We start from the raw sequence: 23,248 nt of genomic DNA, 5'->3' as shown, positions 1-23,248 counted from the left end.
GTGATCGTGACGACGGAACGATGGGCGCTGGGCGGCGATCTGAGCGTCGCGAGGATCGGCTACGGCGCGATGAAGCTGACCGGCTGGCCGAGAGGTGAGCGGCCCGCCCGGGAGACGGCCCTGGCCATCCTGCGCCGGGCCGTCGAGCTCGGAGTCGACCACATCGACACCTCGCACTACTACGCGCGCGACGGAGTGGCGGCCAACGAGCTGATCCGGGAGGCGCTGCACCCGTACCCGGACGGCCTGGTGATCGTGACCAAGGTGGGGGCGCTCGTCGAGGGCTCCGACCTCCCCCTGCCCGCGGCGGAGAAGACGGGCCTCACCCCCGACGGCCTGCGCCGCGGCGTCGAGGCCAACCTGCGCTCGCTCGGCGTGGACCGCCTGGACGTGGTGAACCTGCGGATGGGCGACCTCGACCGCTCCGCCACCTCTCTGGCCGGGCCCTTGGAGACGCTGCTCGCGCTGCGCGACGAGGGCCTGATCCGCCACCTCGGCGTCTCCAACGTCACCGCCGCCGAACTCGCCGAGGCTCGCGCGATCGCGCCGATCGCCTGCGTCCAGAACCTCTACAACCTCTCCCGGCGCGACGACGACCCTCTCGTCGACGCCTGCGCGGAGGCGGGCATCGCCTACGTCCCCTACTTCCCGGTCGGCGGGTTCCAGCCGATCACGGCCGGGCGTCTGGACACCGTCGCCGCCCGCCACGGCGCGAGTGTGTCCCAGGTGGCCCTGGCCTGGCTGCTGGCCCGGTCCCCGAACATCCTGGCGATCCCCGGCACCGGCACACCGGCCCACCTTGAGGAGAACATCGCCGCCGGTGAGCTGAAACTGAGCCCCGAAGACCTCGCGGACCTCGGATAGCGGCGGCGGTGCGGCCCGCACATGAGTAGGGATGGCGTGCTCCGGGTTCTCATCGCGAAGGACATGCTGCTCCTGCGCGAGGCGCTGGTTGAGCTGCTCCGCCTCCACGAGGGCATCGACGTGGTGGCCCAGGTGGCAAGCCGCCTCCGAGGCCGGCTGGCTCTGACCGGAACACCGCGGCACCAGCTGAGCGCGAACGCCGGTCTCAGGCGTAGTCCACCGTGGGCTCGGTGCACCTCGCGCTGCTGCTGCTGGGCGTCATGGCGCAGTGGCTCAACGACCCCGATCAGGCTCCGACCGGGGCGGAGGTCCTGGCGGGGCTGCGCGCCCTGACCTCCCGGCTGGAGGGACGGCCGGGCGGAAGTTCGTCAACCGTTCAGCTCCGCGCAGTCGGCCGGATCCCCGGCAGGCGCCATCATGCCTCTGTGTACCGCATCCCGGTGGCCGTGGTGCTGGCGGCGCTCACGATGGTCACCACCACGGCCACGCCGGTGGAGGCCGCCTCCGGCTGGGAGGTCAGCTTCCGCGGCGGGGCCCGCACGCGCATCGCGGATCTCGCCGCCACGGGACCGGCCGACGCCTGGGCCGCAGGCCGGCGCGAGACGAGGCGGCGCGATCCGCGGACCGGCTCGCCCGTCATGGCACCCCTGGTCAGGCACTGGAACGGCAGGAGATGGACGGAGTTCGCGAGCCCGGGCGGCCCCCTGCGGGAGATCTCCCTGATCGAGGCGTCCTCTCCGGCCAACGTGTGGATCGCGGGCTCCGGCGCCGACCGTTCGGTGCTGTCCCGCTGGGACGGCAGGCGCTGGCGGCTCATGGGGTCGGGACGGACCACGATCACCGATCTGGACGTCTCGGCCGGCGGGCGCACGTGGATCGTGGGCCGCGACGACCGGACGGGGGGAGCGTTCTTCAAGCGCTACCACCGCGGTCGCTGGACGAGCCTGCCCGCCCCCGCGTCCCTGAGGGAGATCAGCGTCCGCACGCCTGAAGACATCTGGGGCCGGGGCCCGTCCGCCGTCATGCGCTGGGACGGCAGGTCATGGCAGCCGGTGGTGCTGCCCGCCGTCGCGGTGCCCGCGGCGGCCGAACCCGCGTTCGGACCGGTACGGGTCCGCTACGACGCGGTGCTCGCCGCCGCGAACGGGGACGTGTGGATCGCCGCCGGGTTCCAGCAGGGCGACTGGACGCAGCCCGGGGCCGTCCTGCTGCACCGGCGCGGCGGGACGTGGGAGCAGCTCCGGCTGCCCGGCGACCGCGTCACGACCCTGTCAGGCGACGGCTCGGGCGGCGTCTACGCGGCGACCACCCGGGAGTCGATCACCGCGACCCCGGACGGCCAGGACCCCTACGCCTACACCACCCTGTCCGTCGACGCGCTCCGGTACGCCGGCGGCGTGCTGACCCGGCAGAGCGTCACTCCGCCGGCGACCGGTTTCGAATGGGCGGACCTCGTCGCCGTGCCGCGTACCGGCTGGGCGCTGGCCGCGGGCTTCGCCTGGAAACCTCCTCAGGGAGAAGTGATCTTCCGCAACTCCTAGCGCCGCAGGTCCAGCCGCACCCGGGCCAGCCAGGACCCCCAGCCGTTCTCCGGCCGGCTGTCGCCGATGCGCAGGTAGAGCGTGCGGGCCTCGCCCCGCAGCTCGTTGAGGTCGAGCGTGCGCGCCGAGCGGTTGGACAGGTCGCGCACGTCGGAGCTCTCCCGCAGCACCGTCCGCCAGGTCCGGTTGTCGGCCGAGACCTGCACCAGGAACTGGTTGCCGATGTCCAGCGTCACCGAGCCCCCGGTCACCTGGGCCGGCAGCTCGAACCGGTAGGTGGCGTGGCTGTCGCCGTCGGTGAACCGGGCGCGCCCGTCGAACACCTCGCCGTCGAGCTGGGACCCGTCGGCCTCCAGCAGCCAGGGCTCCTCGGCGGCCGTGCCGGGCGTGAACTCCACGGTGTCGCCGATCACCGTGACCGCCACCTGCTCGACGGCCGGCCCCTGGTCGGAGGTCGCGGCGAGCCGGATCGGGTGGCTGCCGGGACCCGCCGTCTCCGGCACCGTCACCTGGAACGTCACGGTCTGGGACGCGCCCGGCGCGACGGGGCCGAAGGCCACCGCCCCCGAAGGCTGGACGGTCCAGCCGGAGGGGGCGGTCGCGGTCAGCTGTCCGGTGGCGGGCCGGTCGGCGTGGTCGGACACGGTCACCGGGAGCGTCACGGTCTCGCCTGGTGCGGCGAAGACCCCGGCGGCCTCGATGACCAGCGGTGACGTGGCGGGCGGCGCGGGCGCGAGCAGCTCGATCTCCGCGAGTGACGTGCCGCCGGTGAACCTGATCCGGTAGTGGGCGTACGCGCCAGGATGCGCGATCTTGAACGGGCGGGTCTGGAGCCGCCACTGGAAGCTCTCGCCGGCCCGCTCGTCGAGCACCTTCCACGAGCTGCCGTCGGCGGAGCCCTCCAGGACCCATCCGGACGGATCCTCGGACGGCTGGCCGGCGCCGGAGGTGAGCGTGTAGTAGCGCGCCGTCCGGTCGCCGTCGAAGGTGTACCGGACCCATTCGGGCAGCGTCGCCCGGGTGGCCGAGTCGTCGTCGAACAGCGCGCTCACGTCGGCGCCGCCGGCCGCCGAGGCAGTGCCCCGTCCCGGCCCCGTGGCGTCGTGCAGCGGGGCGGGGATCCGGTCGTCGTCGGTGATCGAGGGCGGGGCGGCGTTCCTGCCGGTGCCCCAGCGCGACGGCTTCGGCCCCATCTCGAACACCAGCTCGCCGCCCTTGGCGATCAGGTCGTGCGGCAGGTACGTCTTGTCGTACGCCCTGCCGTTGACCTTCAGCCCCTGCACGTAGACGTTGCGCGGGCTGTTGCCGGGCGCCTTGATCACCAGCTTCCTGCCGCCCTCCAGCCGCAGCGTCGCCTTCTCGAACAGCGGCGAGCCGATCGCGTAGTTGGGGCTGCCCATCTGCAGCGGGTAGAAGCCCAGCGCCCCGAAGACCTGCCAGGCCGACATCTCCCCGTTGTCCTCGTCGCCGGGGTAGCCCTGGCCGATCTCGCTGCCCAGGTAGAGCCGCGAGAGCGCTTCGCGCACCTTGGCCTGCGTCTTCCACGGTTGCCCGGCGTAGTCGTACATGTAGGCGATGTGGTGCGAGGGCTGGTTGCTGTGCCCGTACTGGCCCATCCGGATGTCCCGGGCCTCGCGCATCTCGTGGATGATCCCCCCGTACGAGCCGGGGAACGTGGCCGTCTCCTGGGTGGCGAAGAACGCGTCCAGCTTGGCGGCCAGCTTGTCCGCGCCGCCGTACAGGTTGGCCAGGCCGCGGCCGTCCTGCGGGACGTGGAAGGCCATGTTCCAGCCGTCGGTCTCGGTGTAGTCGAAGCCCCACGTACGCGGGTCGTACGCGCTCGGCTTGAGCCGGAAGGAGCCGTCGGCGTTCCTGCCCTGGAAGAAGCGCGCCGCAGGGTCGAACAGGTGCACGTAGTTACGCGCCCGATTCCGGAAATATTCGGATTCTTCCAGGTAGCGGGCACGCTGCGCCCCCGTGGACCGCTCGGCCAGTGCCTTGGCCATGTTCGCGATCCCGAAGTCGTTGATGTACCCGTCCATCGCCCACGACATGGCCTCGCCCGTCGACTGGACGCTCGTGTACCCGAGGAAGACGGAGGTGGACAGGCCCTTGCGGCCCACGTGGCGGGTGGGCGGGGAGACGGTGGCGTTCTTGACCGCGGCCTGGTAGGCGGCCACGGCGTCGAAGCCCGTCACCCCCTTCAGGTACGCGTCCGCGAAGGCGACGTCGGAGCTGGTGCCGACCATCAGATCGGCGTACCCGGGCGAGGACCACCGGGCGATCCAGCCGCCGTCCAGGTACTGCCGCACGAACCCGTCGACCATCTCCCCGGCCGCCTTCGGCGTGAGCAGCGCGTACGCGGGCCAGGTGGTCCGGTAGGTGTCCCAGAAGCCGTTGTTGACGTACACCTTCCCGTCGGCCACCGGCGCCCCGGTCTGGGTGGGCGTGCTGGGCGGGGTGCCGGTCGCCGACTGCACGGCGTGCTTGTAGACCGGCGCGGCGGCGGTGCCGGTGTTCTCGAAGCCGGAGTTGGGATACAGGAACAGCCGGTACAGGTTGGAGTACAGCGTGACCAGCTGGTCGCGGCTCGCCCCCTCGACCTCGATGACGCCCAGCTTGGCGTCCCACGCCCGCCGCGCCCGCTCGCTGACCGTCTCCAGCGTGTCCGAGGGGGCGATCTCCAGCTCCAGGTTGCGCCTGGCCTGGTCGACGCTGATCAGCGAGGACGCGATGCGCATGGTGACCGTGCGTGGCTCGCCCGGGTCGAAGGACAGGTAGCCGAGCACGTTGTCGCGGCCCTGGCCGGTCAGCTTGCCGCCGCCGGTGACCGGGCGGTCGAAGACGGCGTAGTAGAACATCCGGGTGGCCCCGGTGGACAGGTCGCTGCGCACGTCGGAGTAGCCGGTCACCACGCCACCGGTCGTGTCCAGGGTCAGGCCGCCGCTGTCGCCGACGTTGTCGAAGATGAGCTTGGCCTCGGAGCCGGGGAAGGTGAAGCGGGCCAGCGCCGCGTGGTCCGACGGGGCGATCTCGGTCTTGAGCCCGTTGTCGAAGGTGACCGCGTACAGGTGCGGCTGGGCGAGCTCCCGCTCGTGGCGGAAGGCGAGCGCGCGGGCGGTGCGGGACGGGTTCGGCACCCCTTCGGCGGCCGAGGGCATGAACTGGAACGTCTGCCGGTCACCCATCCACGGGCTGGGCTCGTGGCTGGCGGCGAACGCCTGGATCTCGGGCAGGTTGGCGGCGTTGTTGTCCCGGTGGTACTCGTACAGCCAGCTCGTCGAGCCGGCGTCGGTCATCGGCGTCCAGAAGTTGAACCCGTGCGGCACCGCGGTGGCCGGGAAGTTGTTCCCGCGCGAGAAGCCGCCGGTGGAGTGCGTGCCCCGGGTGGTCGTCACGTACTGGGTGAAGCCCCGGTCGTCACGCGAGGGGCGGCCCTCGTACGGCTGCCGCTTCCGCTCGGAGACGATCTTGATGTCGTCCACCCACCCGCGGAACCCGGCGGGCCCCGCGGGGCTGTCGTAGGCCACCAGGATGCGGCTGATCCGCTTGCCCCTGGCCACCTCGCCGAGGTGGGCGCGCTTGTAGTTCCACTGGTCGGCGTACAGGGTCTTGGACTCGCCCTGCTCGCGCGGCGCCAGCCGGACGCCGTGCTGGTCGACGGCCTTCAGGTCGCTGAGGTACGTGCCGTCGCGGAAGGCCAGGTCCACCGAGACGTACGTGCTGGGGTAGCGCAGGTCGGCCGCGGTGAACTCGGGGAAGACCAGGTAGGACAGCTCAGTCGTGGCCGTGACCGGGATGTCCACCTCGAACACCTTGTTGGTGGAGTGGCCGCCGGTCGGCGACGTGGTGCTGCCCGCGTACTGGAAGGCCCGCAGCCCGGAGAAGCCGGCGCGCGGCTTGGAGACGAACCCGCCGTTCGGCCCCGCGCCGATCTGGCTGCGCATGTCGCTGGGCGGCCTGGGGCCGCTCCGGCCGTCCGACAGCTCCCACTCGGCCAGCTGCAGGATCGAGCCGCTGCCGACGCGGGTCACGTTGAGCCGGTAGTGGGCGTAGGCGGTCGGGTTGGCGAAGCGGTACTCCTTGCGCTGGAAGCGCGCCGTGAACGTCTCGCCGGTCCGGGTGTCCAGGGTCGTCCAGCTCTGCCCGTCCTGCGAGCCCTGCAGCTGCCAGTCGCGCGGGTCGCGCTCGGGCGCGTCGTTGGCGGAGGTCAGCGCGTAGTGCACGACCGCGACCGGGCCGGACAGGTCGTACCGCGCCCAGCCGGTGCCGGCGAACACCAGCCACTTGGTGTTCGCGTCGCTGTCGGCCAGGTTCTCCTTCCCCTCGCCACCGGAGGCGTTCTCGCCGCTGGCGCCGACCTGGGCGATCCTGTCCCAGATGCTGCCCTCGATGCCTCCGGGCAGGGTGCCGGTGACGTTCGCGGCCTTCTTGACGCCGCGGGCGTCGGTCTCGGTCGTGTCGGCCCACGTCGGCTGCGGGTCGCCGGGCTCGAAGGAGGAGGCGAAGGCCGCCCCCTCGGCCCGGGCCAGGGCCTGCCCGTCCCGCGCCGCCCGCTGCGTCTCCGCCGCCGGCGGAGCGGGCTCGGCGGTCTGCGGGCCGGGGGGCGGGCTGTAGGACGGGTTCGGTGCGGGAGTGCCCGAAGGGCCGGGATTGGGCACGGGGTCAGGACCGGCCGAGCCGGTCAGCGCGGCGGCGGGTGCGGCGAGGACGAGCGGGATCACGGCGCATAAGACCGCCATCATAAGAGATCGTCTAGTACGGGACGGGGAAGGCCAGAGGGTGCTCACAGCGGTCTCCCAGGAGGAGTGATGACAACGTTGTCAACCCCGATCTGTTAAGGAAGTTTTCAAATACGCGGCTCCCTGTCAAGACCTCAATGCGAGCCCGCCAGCGTCTTGAGCGCGATGATGACCAGTCCCAGCGCGAGGTTGACGACCCCGGACAGGACCACGACCCGCGCGGGGGCCCGGGCCGTGACGGCCGCCGCGACGGCCCAGGCCGCCTGGCCCGCCACGGCGACCACCAGCGCCACCCAGGTCGCCGCCCTGTCGGACAGGCCCAGCGCCGAGGCGAAGGCGGCGCAGATGGCGGGAGGGAACGAGGCCTGCGCCACCGGCCAGTCGTGCCGGCCGGCCGCGCGGAGCCGCTGCCAGGTCAGGGGCTGGGTCCTGCTGGACACCACCAGGGCGTAGACGTGGGCGAGCCAGAACACCACACCCGTGCAGATCAGCACGATCACCAGGTCGCCCGCCGAGATGGGCGTGCCGTCGACGACGGTGCCGGCCACGACCGAGGCCGCCAGCAGCGAGCCGTACACGGCCCCCGCGAACCCGGTCTGCTCCGGCTCTCCATCGGTGTCACGCGTGTCCATGGCAGCAGTGTCGCCGGGCGTCCGCCGGGCCCGGCCGGTCGGCGTGCGGGACGATGCACAGTCTTGGGCTGTTCGGGAAGATCGCCAACCTGCCCGCCCTCGCCGCCCGACCGGATGGGCCGCGTGGGAGGATCGCCTGGCGATATGGCCTGGTTTTTGATCGTTGGGGGGACGATGTTCGTAATATCCCTGGGCGAGGACGGCGCGGAGCTGCGGCCGCTGGAGCCGTGGCACGCCGAGGAACTCCTGGCCCACATGGATCGGGGCCGGGAGTTCGTCGGGCGGTTCATCGGGCTGGCGGACGCCGTCGCGGACCTGGAGTCGAGCCGGTCCTATCTCCGGTCGTACGCGGACAAGGCCGCGGCCGACACCGGGCGGCTCTACGGCATCTGGACGGACGGCACCCTGGTCGGCGGGGTGCTCTTCCGCACGATGGACGTCGAGATCGGCGTCGCGGAGGTGGGCTGCTGGCTGGAGCCGTCGGCGGCGGGCAAGGGCCTGGTGACCAGGGCCGCACGGGTGATCATCGACTGGGCCGTCGAGGAACGGGGCATCCACCGCGTGGAGTGGCAGGTCGCGGCGGAGAACGCGGCCAGCATCGCCGTGGCCCGGCGGCTGGGGATGACCAAGGAAGGCGTGCTCCGGGAGTACCGCGCGCACCGGGGCGAGCGGTACGACGTGGAGATCTGGTCGGTGCTCGCGCCCGAGTGGCGCTCGGGCAAGCAACCGTCCTAGCCCGCCGGCCTGGCGCGGCCGGCACCCGCCCGTGGTCCGGGCGGGTGCCGGGTGCCTCACTTCAGCCCGAAGGCCCGCTCGACGGTCTGGTCGACCTGATGGCCGGAGGCGTCGGCGGCCTGGGTCCGCAGGCTCACGTAACCCGACGTGCGCTCGGCCCTGGGCAGCTCCACGGTCGTGGTGAAGACGCCGGCCGTGCCGGTCGGCGTGAGCCGTACCGGCTGCCACGAGCCGCCGTCGTCGACCGAGACCCACGTGCTCGCCTGGGTGCTGTCGGTTGCGTGAACGGTGATGGCCAGCCGGCGTCCGGCTCTGACCCGGTTGTCCAGGCCGACGGCGACGTCATAGGAGATCTGCGGCATCGAGATCCGCGTCGAGCTCGTCTTCCTGCCGGTGGTGGCGAACCTCCACGTCGTCGTCGATCTCGCGGAGAACGTCCACCCGGGCACGGTCCGCTCGGCCGTGAGGACCGCGCGGTAGGAGGCGGGGTCGGCGCCGATGCCGGGGCTCACGTACGAGTACGGCCAGCGGCCCACCTCGGTGTCCCCCTGGTACAGCACGACCGAGGACCTGTCGGTGTAGTCGCCCAGCGACAGGTGCGTCGGGTCGATGTCGGGCCAGGGCTGCGCCCCGAGCGACAGGTAGTCCCCGCGCACCGACGAGTACGACTGCGTGATCCCGTAGTCCCTGGGCGTGGTCACCTGCTTGAACCACTCGGTCGTGAGCCGGGCGCCGGGGGTGAAGGAGTGCCAGGTTCTTTCGAACATCGCGTATCCCGAGCCGTCGAAGGCCACGCCGGTCTGGTATCTGGTGTTCGGGTCGGCGCTGACCCACTCCTCGTGGGAGCTGCCGAACCGGATCGGGGTCTCCGTCGCGGCGTAGATGTAGGCCCAGGAGCGCTTGCTGGCCTGCAGCAGCCTGCCGGTGGGCTGGGCGTGGGCGTAGTGGCCGGCGGTGATCTTCGCGGTGTTGGTGGCGTCGACCGCGAACTTCAGGTCGCCCTCCGGGACCGTGCCCGTGAAGGAGTTGACCAGGTCGTACTGGTAGGGGCTGTACGGCACGCCGTACAGCGCGACCTCGGCCTCGCCGCGGCCCGCCAGCGCGGCCAGCCGGGCACCCTCTTCGCCGGTGAGCGCGAAGGCGGGCAGCGCCGTGGAGCCCGCGGTGGCGACGAGCCTACCGGGCTCCTCGTTCATGACGGCGACGGCCGCCGCGCCCCTGGCCGCGGCCCTGTCGATGACCTCGGAGATCGGGACGTCGGAGGAGTGCTTGACCAGCACCAGCCTGCCGTGGGCCCGTCTGGCGGGGTAGTCGGCGCCGGTGCCCGCGTAGAGGACCTCCAGCGTGCGGCGTCCCTCGAAGGGCTTGGCGCCGTCCAGCCGGGTCGGGTTGAGGCGGATCGGCCTGCGGCCCTCGACGGTCGCGGTGAGCGGCGGCGCCGTCAGCGTGGACTGGATCGCGATCTCCTGGGAGCCGTTGGCGGCGGCGGGTGCGGGGAAGGCGTACCAGTGCTTCACGTCGGGGGAGATGAGCGTGGTCCAGTCCCACGTGAGGCCGCGGCCGTTCTGCTGCCAGGTGCGGTAGTACGCCAGTGCGCCGCCCATCCGCTCGACCGGCCTGCCGGCGTCCACGGTGACCTCGCGGGCCTGCCGCGCGTCGAGAGTGATCGCCACGTCGCGGTCTACGACGATCGAGGGCCGGTAGGCCGCGGTGACGTCGTCGATCCAGTTCCTGGCCGCGTCGGGGGTGTAGATCATGCTCTGCATCGTGTACGTGCCCGGCCGGACCCGTGCCCGCGCGACGCCGTCGCCGAAGCTCACCCGGTAGGACAGCAGGGTGCTCTGCGTCTCGGAGAAGAGGATCACCTGGCTCGGGCCGCCGGCGGCGACGCCGTCCCGGCCGATCCCGGTCACCGCCACGTCGTACAGCAACGGCTCCATCTGGAAGGAGAACGGGAAGCGGAGCACGACGTCCTGGGCCGTGGCCGTGACCCGGCCGCTGTAGTAGGTGTCCTTGGTCAACCCGTTGGGGTCCACGCTCACGGTGAACGTCGCGGTGCCCTTCGCGGGCACGGTCACCGAGGGATCGTCGAAGGAGACCGCGCTCTGCGGCATGGCGGTGCCCGCGGCGTTCGCCCAGGCGGCTTCGAGCGCGAACGTCCTGGCCTGGTCGGCGTCGTTGTGGATCGTCACCTCACGGGTGACCGGCTGGTAGGTCTCGGCGAACCTGACCGCGCCCAGGTTCAGCGACGGCGGCGTGCCGTACGCCTGCTGGCTGACCGCGCGGGCCACGTCCACCCGGCCCACGCCGCCCTGGGCGACCTGGTAGGCGCCCGCCGTCGCGCTGGTGACCAGCGCCGCCTTGAGCTGCCGCGCCGTCCAGTCCGGGTGCTGCTGCTTGAGGAGGGCGACCGCGCCCGCGACGTGCGGCGTGGCCATCGACGTGCCGCTCGCCTTCGTGTAGCGCTCGTCGACCGGAGTGCCCATGCTGGTGCCCGCGGCGCGGGCGGCGACGATGTTGACGCCGGGGGCGGACAGCTCCGGTTTCACCCCGAAGTCGCCGATCCTCGGGCCCCTGGTGGAGAACGGCGCGAGCGCCTCGGCCCGGTCGACCGCGCCCACGGTGAGCGCCTCGTCGGCCGAGGCGGGGCTGCCGATCGCCGGACGTCCCGCGTTGCCGGCGGCCACGACGAACAGCGCGCCGGTGCGCTGGGTGAGGGTGTTGACGGCGACGCTGAGCGGGCCCTTGCCGTCGTCCTGGGCGTCGCTGCCGAGGCTCATGTTGACCACGGCCGCGCCGCTCCCGACCGCCCACTCCATCCCGTCGATGATGTCGGACATCTGGCCGGAGCCGGTGTCGTCGAGCACCTTGCCGTTGATCAGCTCGGCGCCCGGGGCGACGCCCTTGGCGCCGTTGCCCGTGCCGCTGCCGCCGATCGTCGCCGCCACGTGGGTGCCGTGGCCGAAATGGTCCTTGGCGTCGGCGGCGGTGGTGAAGTTGCGCTCGGCGGTGACGCGGCCGGCCAGGTCGGGGTGGGTGTCGTCGACGCCGGTGTCCAGGACGGCGACCTTCACGCCCTTGCCGTCGAAGCCCGCCGACCAGGCGGCCGGGGCGCCGATCTGCGGCACGGACTCCGCCAGGTCCACGGTGATCCTGCGGTCGAGCCAGATCTTGCCGATGCCGGCGGAGCGGCGCTCGGCGGGGGTGTCGTGGCTCTTCCAGAAGCTTCGCGTGTCGGACTTCCGTACTGTCACGGCCAGCGCGTCGATGCTCTCCAGCGTGTGGCGGGCGCGTGCCTTCGCGGGCTCGGCGGGGGCGTCGCCCTTTCCGCTGTTGCCGAGCACGACGGGGATCGAGGACGCGGAGGCGTCGTCGTACCCGCTGCGGATCAGTTCGTCCACGTCGAAGACGGCCTCGTCGACCGCGCCGCTGTTCAGCTCCTCCTGGGCGGCCAGCGGGACGGCGTACAGGTCGCCCTCCCAGCGGTAGACCGACACGCCGCCGCGTGACGGCCCGGCCGGGTCGGCGGTGACGCCGCGCTGCCCGTCGGCGAAGGTCCGCACCGTGATGACGTCGCCGGTGAGCAGCGTCAGCCGGTGGGTCGACACCGGCTGACCGGACTGGCTCGGCGGGGTGGGCGACGGCTCGGCGTGGCTCGGTACGCTCACCACCAGCAGTGCCGCGGTGGCGGTGGCCACCGTCGCGAGAGAGATCAGTTTTCGCATCGTGTCCTCGGGGGGTGGGGGACCTCTTCAGGCTCGATGCATAGAAGGCTCGCGGCGGGACCGGTTTAGGACAATAAGTAAGATCCGTCCCCTTGTGGACTGTGTCCGCAATAGGAAAGATCGTGATGTGTCTCCTGCACTCTTCGGACTCGGCATGCCCGAGGGCGCCGAGGCGATCTACCTGTCCTTGCTGGAGCGGCACACCGCCGCGACGGCCGACCTGGCGGCCGAGACCGGCAGGACCGCGGAGGAGGTGTCGGACCTGCTCGCCTGGCTGCGGGCGAGGGGGCTGGTGCTGCGGGCCAACGGCCTGGCCGTCTCCGGCGGGGCCGACGTCTGGGCGGCGGCCGACCCCGCGCACGCGCTGCACGAGCTCGTCCGCCGGCGCGAGGACGAACTGCACCGGATCCGCGGCGTCCTCCCCGACCTCCGTGAACGGTTCCACCGATCACGGCAGGACGACGAGGCCGGGGGAGCACTGGAGAGCCTGGACAGCTGGGAGGACATCGGCAACCGCTACCACCAACTGCTGGCGGAGGCGCGGCAGGAGGTGCTGATGTGGGACCACGCGCCGTACATCGTCGGGGCGAACGCGCCCAAGGAGCACTCCGCGCTGGACCGCGGAGTGCGCTTCCACGTGCTGTGCGATCCGCGGGACCTGCCCGCCGAGCTGGCCGAGGAGTTCGCCGTGCTCCGTGGCCTGCGGGCCAGGCTCCACCCCGACCTGCCCTTCCGCGGCGCCATCGCCGACCGCCGGCTCTGCGTCATCACGATGGACCGCGAGTCGCAGAACGCCAGGGCGCTGCTCGTCCGGCCGTCGCCGCTCCTCGACGGCCTGATCATGCTCTTCGACACCTGCTGGAGCCGGGCCGTGCCGATGACGGGCCGGCCCGGCGGACTCGACGAGCCGGAACGCGAGGTGCTGACCCTGCTGGCCGCCGGGCTGAAGGACGAGGCCATCGCCCGTCAGCTCGACATCACCACGCGCACGGTGCGCCGGCGCGTGCAGGCGGTGCTGGTCGCGTTGAACGCCAAGAGCCGCTTCCACGCGGGCGTCGAGGCGATCCGCCGCGGCTGGGTCTGAGCCTCACGGCCGGACGTGGGCGCAGTGGCGGAACACGTCGTCCGGGTCCCAGACCGCCTTCACCTGTTGCAGCCTGCGATACCTGCTGACGCCCATCGCCCAGCGCACCCGGTCGTCGTCGGCCTGCTCCAGGTTCAGGTAGCTGCCGGTGACGCCGTGCTTCCTGATCGCCGTGGTCACCTCCTCCACCCAGGCGAGGTTGGCCGCGTCGCCGCCGGGATCCGTCCAGATGCCGACCGGATGCACCAGCCAGCGCCCGCCGTGGCGGCTGGGGAACGCGGAGTCCGGCGCCGTCCTGACCGCCTCCGGCAGCGGCGAGATGATCAGCTGGGACAGCGGGCTCGGCGCGGCGATCGCGGCGTCCTGCAGGGCGGTGATCAGGCTCGGGGGGAGACCGGGTACGAACTCGGCCGACCACCTGTTACGCCGCCCCGGCAGCGCGCCTTCGTCCAGCATCGACTGCAGCGCCAGATACGGCATCGGCTGGGCGGCGTCGAACAGCGGCGTCGCCGCCTCGCGCAGCGGCCGGATCACCTCGGCACCGGCCTCCGGGTCGCCGACCCAGACGGGCGCGATGGCGAGGATCGGCCGCCCCACCACGTGCCCGGGTACGAACGGCGCCGGCGGCGCCGTCAGGAAGACCGCCGCGGGGGCGAAGTCGTCGTGTCCGGCCGACTCCAGCCGGGCCAGGGCATCCAGTACGGCGGGCGCGTCGGACACCCGGTAGCCGATCATGCCGCCGAGCACGAGCGGGCCCACCGGGTGCAGGCGGAAGGTGAACGACGTGACCACGCCGAAGTTGCCGCCCCCGCCGCGCAGCGCCCACATCAGCTCGGGCTCGCGCTCGTCGTCGGCGACGACCACTCGCCCGTCGGCGGTGACGAGCTCGACGGCGATCAGGTTGTCGCAGCTCAGCCCGTACTTCGCGGACAGCCAGCCCTCACCGCCGCCGAGGGTGAGCCCCGCGACTCCGGTGTGGCTGATCCGGCCGCCGGGCACGGCCAGGCCGTGCGCCTGCGTGGCCTGGTCGACGTCGTCCCAGATCGCGCCGCCCTGGACGACGGCCGTGCGGCCGGCCGCGTCGACGGTGACGCCGCGCAGCGCCGACAGGTCGATCACGAGGTCGCCGCCGAGCGCGTGCCCGGCCACCCCGTGCCCGCCGCCGCGCACGCTGACCTCCAGGGCGTGCTCGCGTGCGTAGGACAGCGCGCCGACGACGTCGGCGGTGCCGCTGACCCGCACGATGGCGGCAGGCCTGCGGCTGATCATGCCGTTGTGCAGGGCGCGGGCATCCTCGTAGCCGGCGTCCTGCGGGGTGAGGACCTCTCCTCGTACGGTGGATCGCAGGTCCGTGATGTCTTGTGTCATGAGACCAGCCTGAGCGGATGACCTTGCACCCCCATTTCACGGACGTCTCACGGAATCCACTGAGATAATTCCCTTATGCCCTCCCTCCCCGGCCTGGACGTTCTCGTGCTCGGACCGGTCACTGTCCGTGCCGGAGACGCGACGATCGTGGTCGACCGTCTCCTTGAGCGCGCGCTGCTGACCCGGCTGGCGCTCGCGGGCGGGTCTCCGGTTCCCGACGCGCGGCTGGCCGCCGATCTGTGGGGGGAGGCCGAGCTGGCCCGTCCCACCGAGCGCCTGCGGGTCCTCGCCTCCCGCCTGCGCGCCGCCCTCCCCGCCGTCCCCCCTGACCCCGTCCTCCCGGCCGGCTCCGCTCTCCTCTCCGGCCCCGTCGGCCCCGCCGGGCCCGAGCGGGCCGGGGCGGGCGCGGGCCGGTCGCGGCAGGCGTCGTTCCTGGTCCGGACGCCCGGTGGCTACGCGCTCGACGCGCACGCCCCCGACCTGGTCAAGGCCCGTGCCGCCGCCGAGCGAGCGCACGCGGCGGCCAGGTCCGGCGACCAGGCGGGCGCCCGGGGCGCGGCGGCGCAGGCCCTCGGGCTCTGGCGCGGGGCCGCGCTGACGGACCTGCGGGCGATCCCCTACGCCGAGCTGGAGGGGGAGCGGCTGGAGGCGTGGCGGCTGGACCTGCTGGTGCAGCGCCTCACCGCCGACCTCGCCCTGGGCGCGGCGGCCGAGGTGAGCGCGGAGCTGGAGCGGCTGGCGGACGAGCAGCCGCTGCACGAGCGCCTGTCCTGCCTGCTGGCGCTGGCCCTCTACCGCACCGGCCGGCAGGCCGACGCGCTCGACCGGCTGGCCAGGCTCCGCCGCAGGCTGGCCGACGCGCTCGGCGTCGACCCGGTCCCGGAGACGGCCGCGCTGGAGCTGCGGATCCTCCGTCAGGACCCGTCCTTGCAGCTCACGCGCGCCGTAACGGCGGAAGCCGAGATCGCGCCCAGGCCGGAGCCGTCCTCACTCCCCGCCGAACCGCTCGCCCCCGGGCCGTCCCCGTTCCCGGTCGGTTCGCCCGCTGCATCGCCCGCTCCGGAGGCGTCTCCGTTCCCCGACGAGTCACCCGACGAGTCACCCGCCGCATCGCCCGTCGCGGATCAGCCTCGCCCTCCGGTACGCCTGCCCGGCCCCGCGACGAGCTTCGTCGGCCGGGACGGTGAGCTGGCGGCGCTGGTGAGGCGGCTCGCGCGGCCGGGGCTCGTCACGCTCACGGGCGGGCCGGGCAGCGGCAAGTCGCGGCTCGCGATCGAGGCCGCTAAGGCAGTGACCCAGGCCCCGGCCGCTGAGTCCACGACGGTGACGCTGGTGGAGCTGGCGCCGTTGAGCCGGGAAGGGGCGGTGCGCGCGGCGGTGGCGGCGGCCGCGGGGCTGGAGTCGGAGTCCGACGATCCCCTGCCGGAGCTGGCCGCGCGGCTGGAGGGCGGGCTGCTGGTGCTCGACAACGCCGAGCACCTCATCGACCAGGTGGCCGAGCTGGCCATCGGGCTGCTGAGCCGTACCGACGGGCTGGCCGTCCTGGTCACCTCGCAGCTCCCGCTGCTGGCGGCGGGGGAGGAGCTCAACCGGGTCGGGCCGCTGCCCGCGCGCGCGGCGGCGACGCTGTTCACCCAGCGGTGCGCTCCCGACCAGGCGGGCGCCGATCCGGCCGCCGTCGCGGCGATCTGCGCCGCCGTGGACCGGCTGCCGCTGGGGATCGAGCTGGCCGCCGGTCTGACCCGCACGCTCACGGTGGCGCAGCTGGCCGCACGCGTCGAGGACCGGCTGCGCCTGCTGGTGGGCGGCGGCCGCAACGCGGGCGGCAGGCACACGAGCCTGCGCGCCGCCCTCGACTGGAGCCACGACCTGCTGACCGAGCGGGAGCGGCTGGTGCTGCGGCGGGTGTCGGTGTTCAGCGGCGGCTTCGACCTGGAGGCCGCAGAACACGTCGTCCCGGCCGCTTCCACGACGGCCGACGGCGAGGAGGAGGCCGTGACCCTCGGGGACGTCGCGCCCGCGCTGGCCGACCTGGCCGACCGGAGCCTGGTCACCGTGGAGACGTCCGGCGGCGGGCGGCGGTTCAGGCTGCTGGAGACCGTGCGCGACTACGCGCGGGCCAAGCTGGCCGCCGGCGGGGAGACGGAGGGCGCGCTGGCCGCCCATCTGGGCTGGTGCGTGGCGTTCGTCCGCCGGATCGGCGAGCCGACCGACTTCGCGGCGGCGGAGGAGGTGTCGGCCGTGTTCGCGGAGTGGCCCAACCTGCTCGACGCGCTGGAGCGCGCCCCCGGCACCGAGCGGGCGGCCGACGGCCTGCGGCTGGCGCTCGAACTGCACACGCCGTGGCTGATCCGCGGCTGGTACGGCGAGGCCGAGCGGCATTTCTCGGCCCTGGCCGACGCGCCGGGCAGCACGCCGACCGAGCAGGCGTCCGCGCTGTGCGACCACGCCTTCGTCTCGACCATGGTCGGCAAGTTCGACGCGGCGGCCGACCTCCTGGCCAGGGCCGCCGAGCTGGCCGAGATCGCGTCGGACGACATGGTGACCATGAACGTCCTCTACTACCGCGGCATCGTGGAGATCGAGCGCGGCCGCCTGCGCGACGCGTTCCCGCCGCTGCTCCAGGGCCTGGAGCATGCCGAGCGGATCTCCCGCACGCAGCGGGTGTCCGCGTTCGCCGACGCGCTCGGCACGCTCCACCTCTACTCGGGCGATCCCGAGCAGGCGCTCCAGCGTTACGTCACCGCCAACGCCTTCGACCTGCAGACCGGCGACGAGCACGGGCTGGCGCGCGGCCTCAGCAACCAGGCGCAGGCGCTGCTGGGCATGGGGCACCTCAAGGAGGCGCTGGCGTGCGCCGCCGAGTCCGACCACTACGCCGAGCGGCTGGACGACCGGCAGATCCTCCCCCTCAACGAGCTGATCAGGGGCGCCGCCGCCGTGGCCGAAGGCGATCTGGTCCGGGCGGAAGGCCACATGCGCACGGCCGTCGGCTACGCGGTCACCGACGGCTCCGGAGCGAGCATGGCCCACATCGACCTCGCCGACGTGCTCATCCGGCGCGGGGAGCTGGGCGAGGCCGCGGCGCTGCTGGACGAGGTCTACGCCGAGTCGGCCGAGCACAGCACGCCCTGGCTCGCGGCCCGGGCCGTCTCGGCGGCGCTGACGCTCGCGACCGGGGCGCGGGCGCGGGCCGGGGAGTTGGCGGAGGCGACGGCCGCCGACTACGCCGCCTCGGGCTTCGCCTGGCCCCGCTACGCCGCCCGCCTGGACGAGGTGAGAGCCGCCCTCTCCGCACGGTGACCCGGCCGGGACACGCGGCGCCCGGCCCGTCGCGCTCCCAGCCGGAAGCGGGACCGGTCTGCCACCGCAGGGGGTCAGCTCGCCGTGACCTCGGCCGGGAGCGCGTCGTCGTACCCGCCGACCTGGACCTTCACCGACGTCACGCTCGCGCTCGGTGCCGGGAAGAGCCCCCACAGCGTGACCTCGGCGCCCGCGGGCACCGTGTCGAGCTTGCCCGGCGCGAAGGAGGAGCTCATCGTCCCGACGAAGTCGAAGTACGTGGGCTCGGCGAAGCCGCACAGGTCCTGACGGCCGTTCTGAGCCGCGATCGACAGCTGGCCCGAGGTGAGCTCCTTCGGCGTGAAGTGGTTCTCGTACTCGAGGGACGCGGCCTGCGAGCCGGGGTTGGTGACCTTGACGCTCGCCAGCAGGTAGCCGGACAGCCGCCGTACGCTCTCCACCCGCATCTGGAGCCCCGCGTCGGTCAGGTCGGTGCCCGTCTCCGGGGCCGGCACGTTGGTGTCGCTGTCGATCTGCACCTCGACCCGCCGGTTCTGCGCCCGCCCGTCCGGGTCGTCGCTGCCGTCGGGCTTGGCGTTGGGCGCCACGGGCTCGCCCTCGCCGTGCCCCTTCGTCCGGTAGGCGAAGCCGTCACCGAGAGAGGGACGCAGCACCTGGCTGACGGCCGCGGCACGTTCCTCCGACAGCGTCTGGTTGTCGGTGGTGCCCCCGATCGCGTCGGTGTGCCCGTCCACGGTCACCGATCCGGCCGGGGCGGAGACCCGGCCGCGCAGCGCCTCGATGGCGGACCTGGCCGACGGCGACAGCTTCGAGCTGCCGAACTCGAACAGCACGTCGCTGGGCAGCCGGAACGCTTCACGCGTGCCGCCCGTCGTCTTGCAGACCAGCGGACCGACCTGGAGCTTGTCGTGCGGGCCGCGCAGCGCGGGGTCGTCGGCCAGTTCGGCGTCCGTGATCGGCACGGTCACCGGAAGCAGGCCGTTGAGCACGACGAGCATCTCGGTGGCCTCCTTGGGCGGCGCCGCGAAGACCGCCGTCACCGGGGCCGACCGGCCCGGCTCGATGTCGACGTCCTCGCTGATCCGCCCGTCCGGGCCCGAGCTGCCGATCAGGCCGTACGCGGTGCCGCGGGGCAGGTCCACCAGCGCGGTCAGCTGCTCGCGGCTGTCGAGGCCGAGCGTGCCGAGCGAGATCTCGTCGTCCGTGCCGTTGTAGAGCTCGAACTGCAGCGCCAGCTCGTTCTCGCCGGACCTGACCAGGCGCAGGTTCCGGCCCTCGACCGGCAGGGCGGTCGAGGTGGGCCCGGCGACCACGCCCTCGGTCCGCGAGGGCGTGTCCTCCGGCGAGGGCGAGTCCTCCTGCGTCGGGGAGGGGTCCTCGGGCTGATCCCGGGCCGGGGCGTCCGGAGCCTTCACCGAGGCCGAGGGCTGAGCCGGCCGCCCCAGCGGTCCGCAGGCGGAAAGGGCGAGCACGAGCGCCGTCCCGCAGGCCACGCTCCTGGTCATGTCAGTCATTGGCATGACGTACAGCCTGGAAGCACGGCGTTCCACGGACATTTCACCGGAGTCTCACCGCGGGAGGCGTGCCCGGAGTCATCGTCTCGACGATGACTCCAGTCAACAGGCGCTGATGACCGCGCACACTACTGCCCTCCACGCGACCTGGCCACTCTTGACGCATCGCAACAACGACAAAGGGGGACAGCGTGATAGAGGTTTCCGACCTCACCAAGCGCTACGGGGGCAGGTTCGCGGTGGAGGGCCTGTCCTTTCAGGTACGACCCGGCGTGGTGACCGGGTTCCTGGGCCCGAACGGGGCGGGCAAGAGCACGACGATGCGGATGATCCTCGGCCTCGACCACCCCACGCGCGGCACCGCCACGATCGGTGGCCGGCCGTACCGGAGCCTGAGCAGACCCCTGCACCGGGTGGGCTCTCTGCTGGAGGCCAAGGCCGTGCACGGGGGAAGAAGCGCCCGCAGCCACCTGCTGGGCCTGGCGCGCAGCAACGCGATAGCCCGGAGCCGGGTGGACGAGGTGCTGGAGCACACCGGGCTCAGCGACGTGGGCGGGCGCAAGCCCAAGAAGTTCTCACTGGGGATGAGCCAGCGGCTCGGCATCGCCGCGGCGCTGCTGGGCGATCCGGAGGTGCTGATCTTCGACGAGCCGGTGAACGGGCTCGACCCCGAAGGGGTGCGCTGGATCCGCAACCTGATGAAGAGGTTCGCGGCCGAGGGGCGGACGGTCCTGGTCTCCAGCCATCTGATGAGCGAGATGGCCGACACGGCCGACCGGCTCATCGTCATCGGCCGCGGCAAGCTCATCGCCGACATGACCACCCAGGAGCTGCTGGAGCAGGGCTCCAACAACCACATCCGCGTCAAGGGCCGACAGCTCTCCCGGGTGGCGACCGTGCTGGAGAACGCGGGGGCGAAGGTCACCATGGGGGACGGCGACCTGCGGGTGGCCGGCACCACCCCAGAGCGGATCGCGGAGCTGGCCGCCGCCCACGCGCTCACCCTGCACGAACTCACGCCCGTGCACGCGTCATTGGAGAGCGTGTTCATGGAACTGACCGCCGACAGCGTCGAATACCAGGCCCAGGGGGGTAACCGATGATCTACGTGCTCCGGTCCGAACTGGGCAAGATGTCCTCGATCGCCTCCACCTACTGGAACGCGTTCGCCGCCGTGCTCGTCTCCGTCGCCCTCGGCGCGATGGGCGCGGCGAGCATGCTGGTGGCATGGGAAGAGGCTTCCCTCGCCGACCGCGCGCGGATCGAGTCGACCTTCACCCCCGCCTCCTACTCCCTGCTCGGGATCGGATTCGGGCTGTGCGCGGTCCTGGTGTTCTCGGTGCTGACCATCACCTCCGAGTACGGCACGGGCCAGATTCGCTCCACGCTGGCCGCGGTGCCGAACCGGGCGGTGCTGCTGACCTCGAAGGCGCTGACCGTGTTCCTGGCCGGAACCGTGACCGGGCTGGTGATGGGCGTGGCGGGGTTCGTCGTCGGCCAGCTCGTCCTGTCCACACATGATCTCGAAACCACGATCACGGCGCCGGGCGTGCTCGTCGGCCTCGTTCGCGGCGCGGTCGCGGTGGGGCTCGCGGGGGTCGCGGCGTTCGCGGTGGGCTCGCTGGTCCGGAACACGCCCGCCGCCATCATGGTCGTGCTCGCCATCTTCTACCTGCCGATGTTTCTGGTGCCGATGCTCCCGGATCAGGTGGGGGACAAGCTGGACTACCTGCCCAGCATGTTGACCATCGGGGCCGCGGCACCCCAGTCGGAGGTGCGACCGGACACGGTGGTCGGTCCGCTCCCCTCGCTCGGGCTGATGGTGGCCTGGGCGGTGGTCCCGCTCGCTATCGCGATGGTCGTCAACCAGCGGCGTGACGCTTAGAGCCAGCCCATCCGCTGGGCGGTGCGGATCGCCTCCAGCCGGTTCTGGGCGTTCAGCTTGGACATGGCGTTGGAGATGTAGTTGCGGACCGTGCCCTCGGTGAGGTGCAGCGTCCTGGCGATCCCGCCGATGGACGCACCGTCATCGGCCAGGCGCAGCGTCTCCCGCTCCCGGGGGGTCAACGGGCAGTCGCCGACCGCCATGGCGTCCACCACCAGTTCCGCGTCGATGTACCGGCCGCCCCGGTGAACCTTGCGGATCGCCTCGCCCAGTTCCTCGGCACGCGCGTGCGTGCCGAGGAACCCGCTCACCCCCGCCGCCATCGCCCGCCGCAGATGGCCGGGCCGGACAAGGCTCGTGAGGATGACCACCTTGCACTGCAGGCGGATCGCCTCGGCGGCGGCCAGCCCGTCCATCCCGGGCAGCTCGATGTCGATCACCGCGACGTCGGGGCGGTGCTCGGCCACCGCCCCGCTGATCTCGTCCCCCCGGGCGACCTGCGCCACCACCTCGATGTCCTGCTCCAACCCCAGCAGCGCGGCGAGGGCGCCGCGGACCAGGTGCTCGTCGTCGGCCAGTAGCACGCGCGCGTTCATCCCCATGCGGACAAAGGTGGCGGGTGCCCCTTTCACCCACATCTCACGTACATCTCAGAGATCCCGGTCCGTCAGAGCACTCCGCTCACGGCTCCAGGCCGAACAGCGCCCACGACTCGCCCGCGGCCAGGCCGGCCAGTTCGCGGCCGCACTCCCTGAGCAGCTGCGGGCCCGAGGTGATGTGCGCGGAGCCGGCGTGGACGTCCCTGAACAGCCGCTGGATCAGCCCGTCGCGCAGCGCCGAGGTGCCGCCCGAGGCGTAGACGAAGCGGGAGACCTCGGCGATCGTCGACGTGATGTGGTTGAGCGCGAGCCGCACCATCGTCTCCTGGCGCACGTCGAGCGTCCGGCCCGAGTCCAGGGTGCGTTCGGCGTCGTCCCAGGTCTCGCGCACCAGGGCCGTCGCGGCGCGGAACTTCGCCTCGGCACGGGCGAAGTCGGTGTGGAAGGCGTCGCTGCCGGCGATCTGCCCGGTCCGCCCGGCCCGTGCCACGGCGTAGCGGCTCAGCTCGTCCAGCAGCCGGCGGCCGACGCCCATCGCCCAGGCGGAGTGGCAGATCAGCGCCTGGTCGACCAGGCCGAGCCGGTAGAGGGCGCCGCCGCGCAGGGGCTCGTTCGTGGCGAAAACGTGCGACTGCGACTCCGGCACGAAGACGTCGTCCATCGAGTAGTCGATGCTGCCGGTCGCGCGCAGGCCCAGGACGTCCCAGTTGCCGAGCATCTTGGCGTCCTCGATCGGGGTGATGAAGATCCGGACCTCGTCGGTGCCCTTGATGGCGCCCAGGCTGTGGACGTACTGGGCGTGCGGCATGGCGGAGGCGAAGCTCCACTGCCCGGTCAGGCGGAAGCCCCCGTCCTCGGGTACGGCGACGCCCGGACGGGTGCCCTGGCCGGCGAAGAGCGGCATCCGGGGGCCCGCGAAGATGCGCGCGACGGCCTCGTCGCCCAGGTAGGCGCCGGCCGTGCCGTTCTCCAGCGTGGTGGCCATGACCACCCAGCCCGTCGAGGGGTCGGCGTAGGAGAGCTCGCCGAGGACGGCTAACAGCTCCTTGGGGGACAGCTCGGCGCCGCCGAGCGGCGCTGGCACCCATATGCCGAAAAGTCCTGCCTCGTGTAGGGCATCCACGACGGGGGCGGTGAGTCTGCCCTGTTCCTCGGCCTGGTCCGCGTCACGCTCGATCAGCGGGCGCAGTTCGCGGGCGCGCTCCAGCAGGGTGTTGCCGGCGGTGTGCAGTCGCGGCGTGTCACTCATGTCCAGG

Annotated in this window: 14 protein-coding genes; 7 read left to right on the top strand and 7 right to left on the bottom strand. The window is 72.6% G+C overall.

The features are described 5' to 3' along the window. Window positions 1–6: 6 nt before the first annotated feature. Both ACIBQ1_RS23185 and ACIBQ1_RS23180 read left to right on the top strand, forming a co-directional pair. The gene (locus ACIBQ1_RS23185) at window positions 7–864 is read left to right on the top strand and encodes an oxidoreductase (protein ID WP_397280417.1); all 858 of its coding nucleotides are present in this window, start codon (window positions 7–9) and stop codon (window positions 862–864) included. 230 nt (window positions 865–1,094) lie between these two features. Continuing rightward, complete coding sequence (locus ACIBQ1_RS23180; protein ID WP_397280415.1) at window positions 1,095–2,405, top strand: hypothetical protein; 1,311 nt, start codon at window positions 1,095–1,097, stop codon at window positions 2,403–2,405. On the opposite strand, the gene ACIBQ1_RS23175 is transcribed toward ACIBQ1_RS23180, so the two are convergent. Together ACIBQ1_RS23175 and ACIBQ1_RS23170 are read right to left on the bottom strand one after the other, a co-directional pair. After that, window positions 2,402–7,150 (bottom strand): GH92 family glycosyl hydrolase, encoded by a 4,749-nt coding sequence (locus ACIBQ1_RS23175; protein ID WP_397280413.1) that lies wholly within the window; start codon window positions 7,148–7,150, stop codon window positions 2,402–2,404. The two genes, ACIBQ1_RS23180 and ACIBQ1_RS23175, sit on opposite strands and share 4 nt — an antisense overlap. Before the next feature lie 131 nt (window positions 7,151–7,281). After that, window positions 7,282–7,779 (bottom strand): hypothetical protein, encoded by a 498-nt coding sequence (locus tag ACIBQ1_RS23170; protein WP_397280411.1) that lies wholly within the window; start codon window positions 7,777–7,779, stop codon window positions 7,282–7,284. A gap of 174 nt (window positions 7,780–7,953) precedes the next feature. Here ACIBQ1_RS23170 and ACIBQ1_RS23165 point away from each other — a divergent pair, with 174 nt between their 5' ends. Beyond that, window positions 7,954–8,514 carry a GNAT family N-acetyltransferase gene (locus ACIBQ1_RS23165; RefSeq protein WP_397280409.1) on the top strand — a complete coding sequence of 187 codons (561 nt, stop codon included), beginning with the start codon at window positions 7,954–7,956 and terminating at the stop codon, window positions 8,512–8,514. Between the two features lie 56 nt (window positions 8,515–8,570). Here ACIBQ1_RS23165 and ACIBQ1_RS23160 read toward each other — a convergent pair whose 3' ends face one another. Next, window positions 8,571–12,239, bottom strand: a complete 3,669-nt coding sequence (locus tag ACIBQ1_RS23160) for a S8 family peptidase (RefSeq protein WP_397280407.1) — start codon at window positions 12,237–12,239, stop codon at window positions 8,571–8,573. A 127-nt stretch (window positions 12,240–12,366) separates the two neighbouring features. Between ACIBQ1_RS23160 and ACIBQ1_RS23155 the strand changes: the two genes are divergently transcribed. Further along, the gene (locus ACIBQ1_RS23155; protein WP_397280405.1) at window positions 12,367–13,323 is read left to right on the top strand and encodes a LuxR C-terminal-related transcriptional regulator; all 957 of its coding nucleotides are present in this window, start codon (window positions 12,367–12,369) and stop codon (window positions 13,321–13,323) included. A gap of 3 nt (window positions 13,324–13,326) precedes the next feature. On the opposite strand, the gene ACIBQ1_RS23150 is transcribed toward ACIBQ1_RS23155, so the two are convergent. Next, window positions 13,327–14,691, bottom strand: coding sequence for an FAD-binding oxidoreductase (locus tag ACIBQ1_RS23150; RefSeq protein WP_397280404.1), 1,365 nt, complete (start codon window positions 14,689–14,691; stop codon window positions 13,327–13,329). Window positions 14,692–14,766: 75 nt separating this feature from the next. On the opposite strand from ACIBQ1_RS23150, the gene ACIBQ1_RS23145 reads away from it, so the two are divergent. Beyond that, window positions 14,767–17,994, top strand: coding sequence for an AfsR/SARP family transcriptional regulator (locus ACIBQ1_RS23145; RefSeq protein WP_397280402.1), 3,228 nt, complete (start codon window positions 14,767–14,769; stop codon window positions 17,992–17,994). 74 nt (window positions 17,995–18,068) lie between these two features. On the opposite strand, the gene ACIBQ1_RS23140 is transcribed toward ACIBQ1_RS23145, so the two are convergent. Further along, window positions 18,069–19,514, bottom strand: a complete 1,446-nt coding sequence (locus ACIBQ1_RS23140) for an OmpA family protein (RefSeq protein WP_397280401.1) — start codon at window positions 19,512–19,514, stop codon at window positions 18,069–18,071. A 185-nt stretch (window positions 19,515–19,699) separates the two neighbouring features. Here ACIBQ1_RS23140 and ACIBQ1_RS23135 point away from each other — a divergent pair, with 185 nt between their 5' ends. Continuing rightward, on the top strand, window positions 19,700–20,611 hold the full coding sequence (locus tag ACIBQ1_RS23135) for an ABC transporter ATP-binding protein (protein ID WP_397280400.1): 912 nt from the start codon (window positions 19,700–19,702) through the stop codon (window positions 20,609–20,611). Beyond that, the gene (locus ACIBQ1_RS23130) at window positions 20,608–21,393 is read left to right on the top strand and encodes a hypothetical protein (RefSeq protein WP_397280399.1); all 786 of its coding nucleotides are present in this window, start codon (window positions 20,608–20,610) and stop codon (window positions 21,391–21,393) included. The genes ACIBQ1_RS23135 and ACIBQ1_RS23130 overlap by 4 nt, the downstream gene beginning before the upstream one ends. On the opposite strand, the gene ACIBQ1_RS23125 is transcribed toward ACIBQ1_RS23130, so the two are convergent. Together ACIBQ1_RS23125 and ACIBQ1_RS23120 are read right to left on the bottom strand one after the other, a co-directional pair. Continuing rightward, a complete protein-coding gene (locus ACIBQ1_RS23125) occupies window positions 21,390–21,989 on the bottom strand; it encodes a DNA-binding response regulator (protein ID WP_397280951.1) in 600 nt (199 codons plus the stop codon). The genes ACIBQ1_RS23130 and ACIBQ1_RS23125 overlap by 4 nt on opposite strands. A gap of 85 nt (window positions 21,990–22,074) precedes the next feature. Then, on the bottom strand, window positions 22,075–23,241 hold the full coding sequence (locus tag ACIBQ1_RS23120) for an acyl-CoA dehydrogenase family protein (protein ID WP_397280397.1): 1,167 nt from the start codon (window positions 23,239–23,241) through the stop codon (window positions 22,075–22,077). Between the last annotated feature and the right edge of the window lie 7 nt (window positions 23,242–23,248).

The sequence above is a fragment of the Nonomuraea sp. NPDC050153 genome (genome assembly GCF_044460125.1).
Lineage (GTDB): Bacteria > Actinomycetota > Actinomycetes > Streptosporangiales > Streptosporangiaceae > Nonomuraea.
Note: the sequence above shows the minus strand (reverse complement) of the source record. Positions and strands in the feature narration are given on the sequence as shown.

Bases quoted from the DNA above. Each gene is read 5' to 3' on its own strand.
- ACIBQ1_RS23175 (WP_397280413.1), bottom strand. From the start codon at position 7,150: ATGATGGCGGTCTTATGCGCCGTGATCCCGCTCGTCCTCGCCGCACCC.
- ACIBQ1_RS23170 (WP_397280411.1), bottom strand. From the start codon at position 7,779: ATGGACACGCGTGACACCGATGGAGAGCCGGAGCAGACCGGGTTCGCG.
- ACIBQ1_RS23165 (WP_397280409.1), top strand. From the start codon at position 7,954: ATGTTCGTAATATCCCTGGGCGAGGACGGCGCGGAGCTGCGGCCGCTG.
- ACIBQ1_RS23160 (WP_397280407.1), bottom strand. From the start codon at position 12,239: ATGCGAAAACTGATCTCTCTCGCGACGGTGGCCACCGCCACCGCGGCA.
- ACIBQ1_RS23150 (WP_397280404.1), bottom strand. From the start codon at position 14,691: ATGACACAAGACATCACGGACCTGCGATCCACCGTACGAGGAGAGGTC.
- ACIBQ1_RS23145 (WP_397280402.1), top strand. From the start codon at position 14,767: ATGCCCTCCCTCCCCGGCCTGGACGTTCTCGTGCTCGGACCGGTCACT.
- ACIBQ1_RS23140 (WP_397280401.1), bottom strand. From the start codon at position 19,514: ATGCCAATGACTGACATGACCAGGAGCGTGGCCTGCGGGACGGCGCTC.
- ACIBQ1_RS23130 (WP_397280399.1), top strand. From the start codon at position 20,608: ATGATCTACGTGCTCCGGTCCGAACTGGGCAAGATGTCCTCGATCGCC.
- ACIBQ1_RS23125 (WP_397280951.1), bottom strand. From the start codon at position 21,989: ATGAACGCGCGCGTGCTACTGGCCGACGACGAGCACCTGGTCCGCGGC.
- ACIBQ1_RS23120 (WP_397280397.1), bottom strand. From the start codon at position 23,241: ATGAGTGACACGCCGCGACTGCACACCGCCGGCAACACCCTGCTGGAG.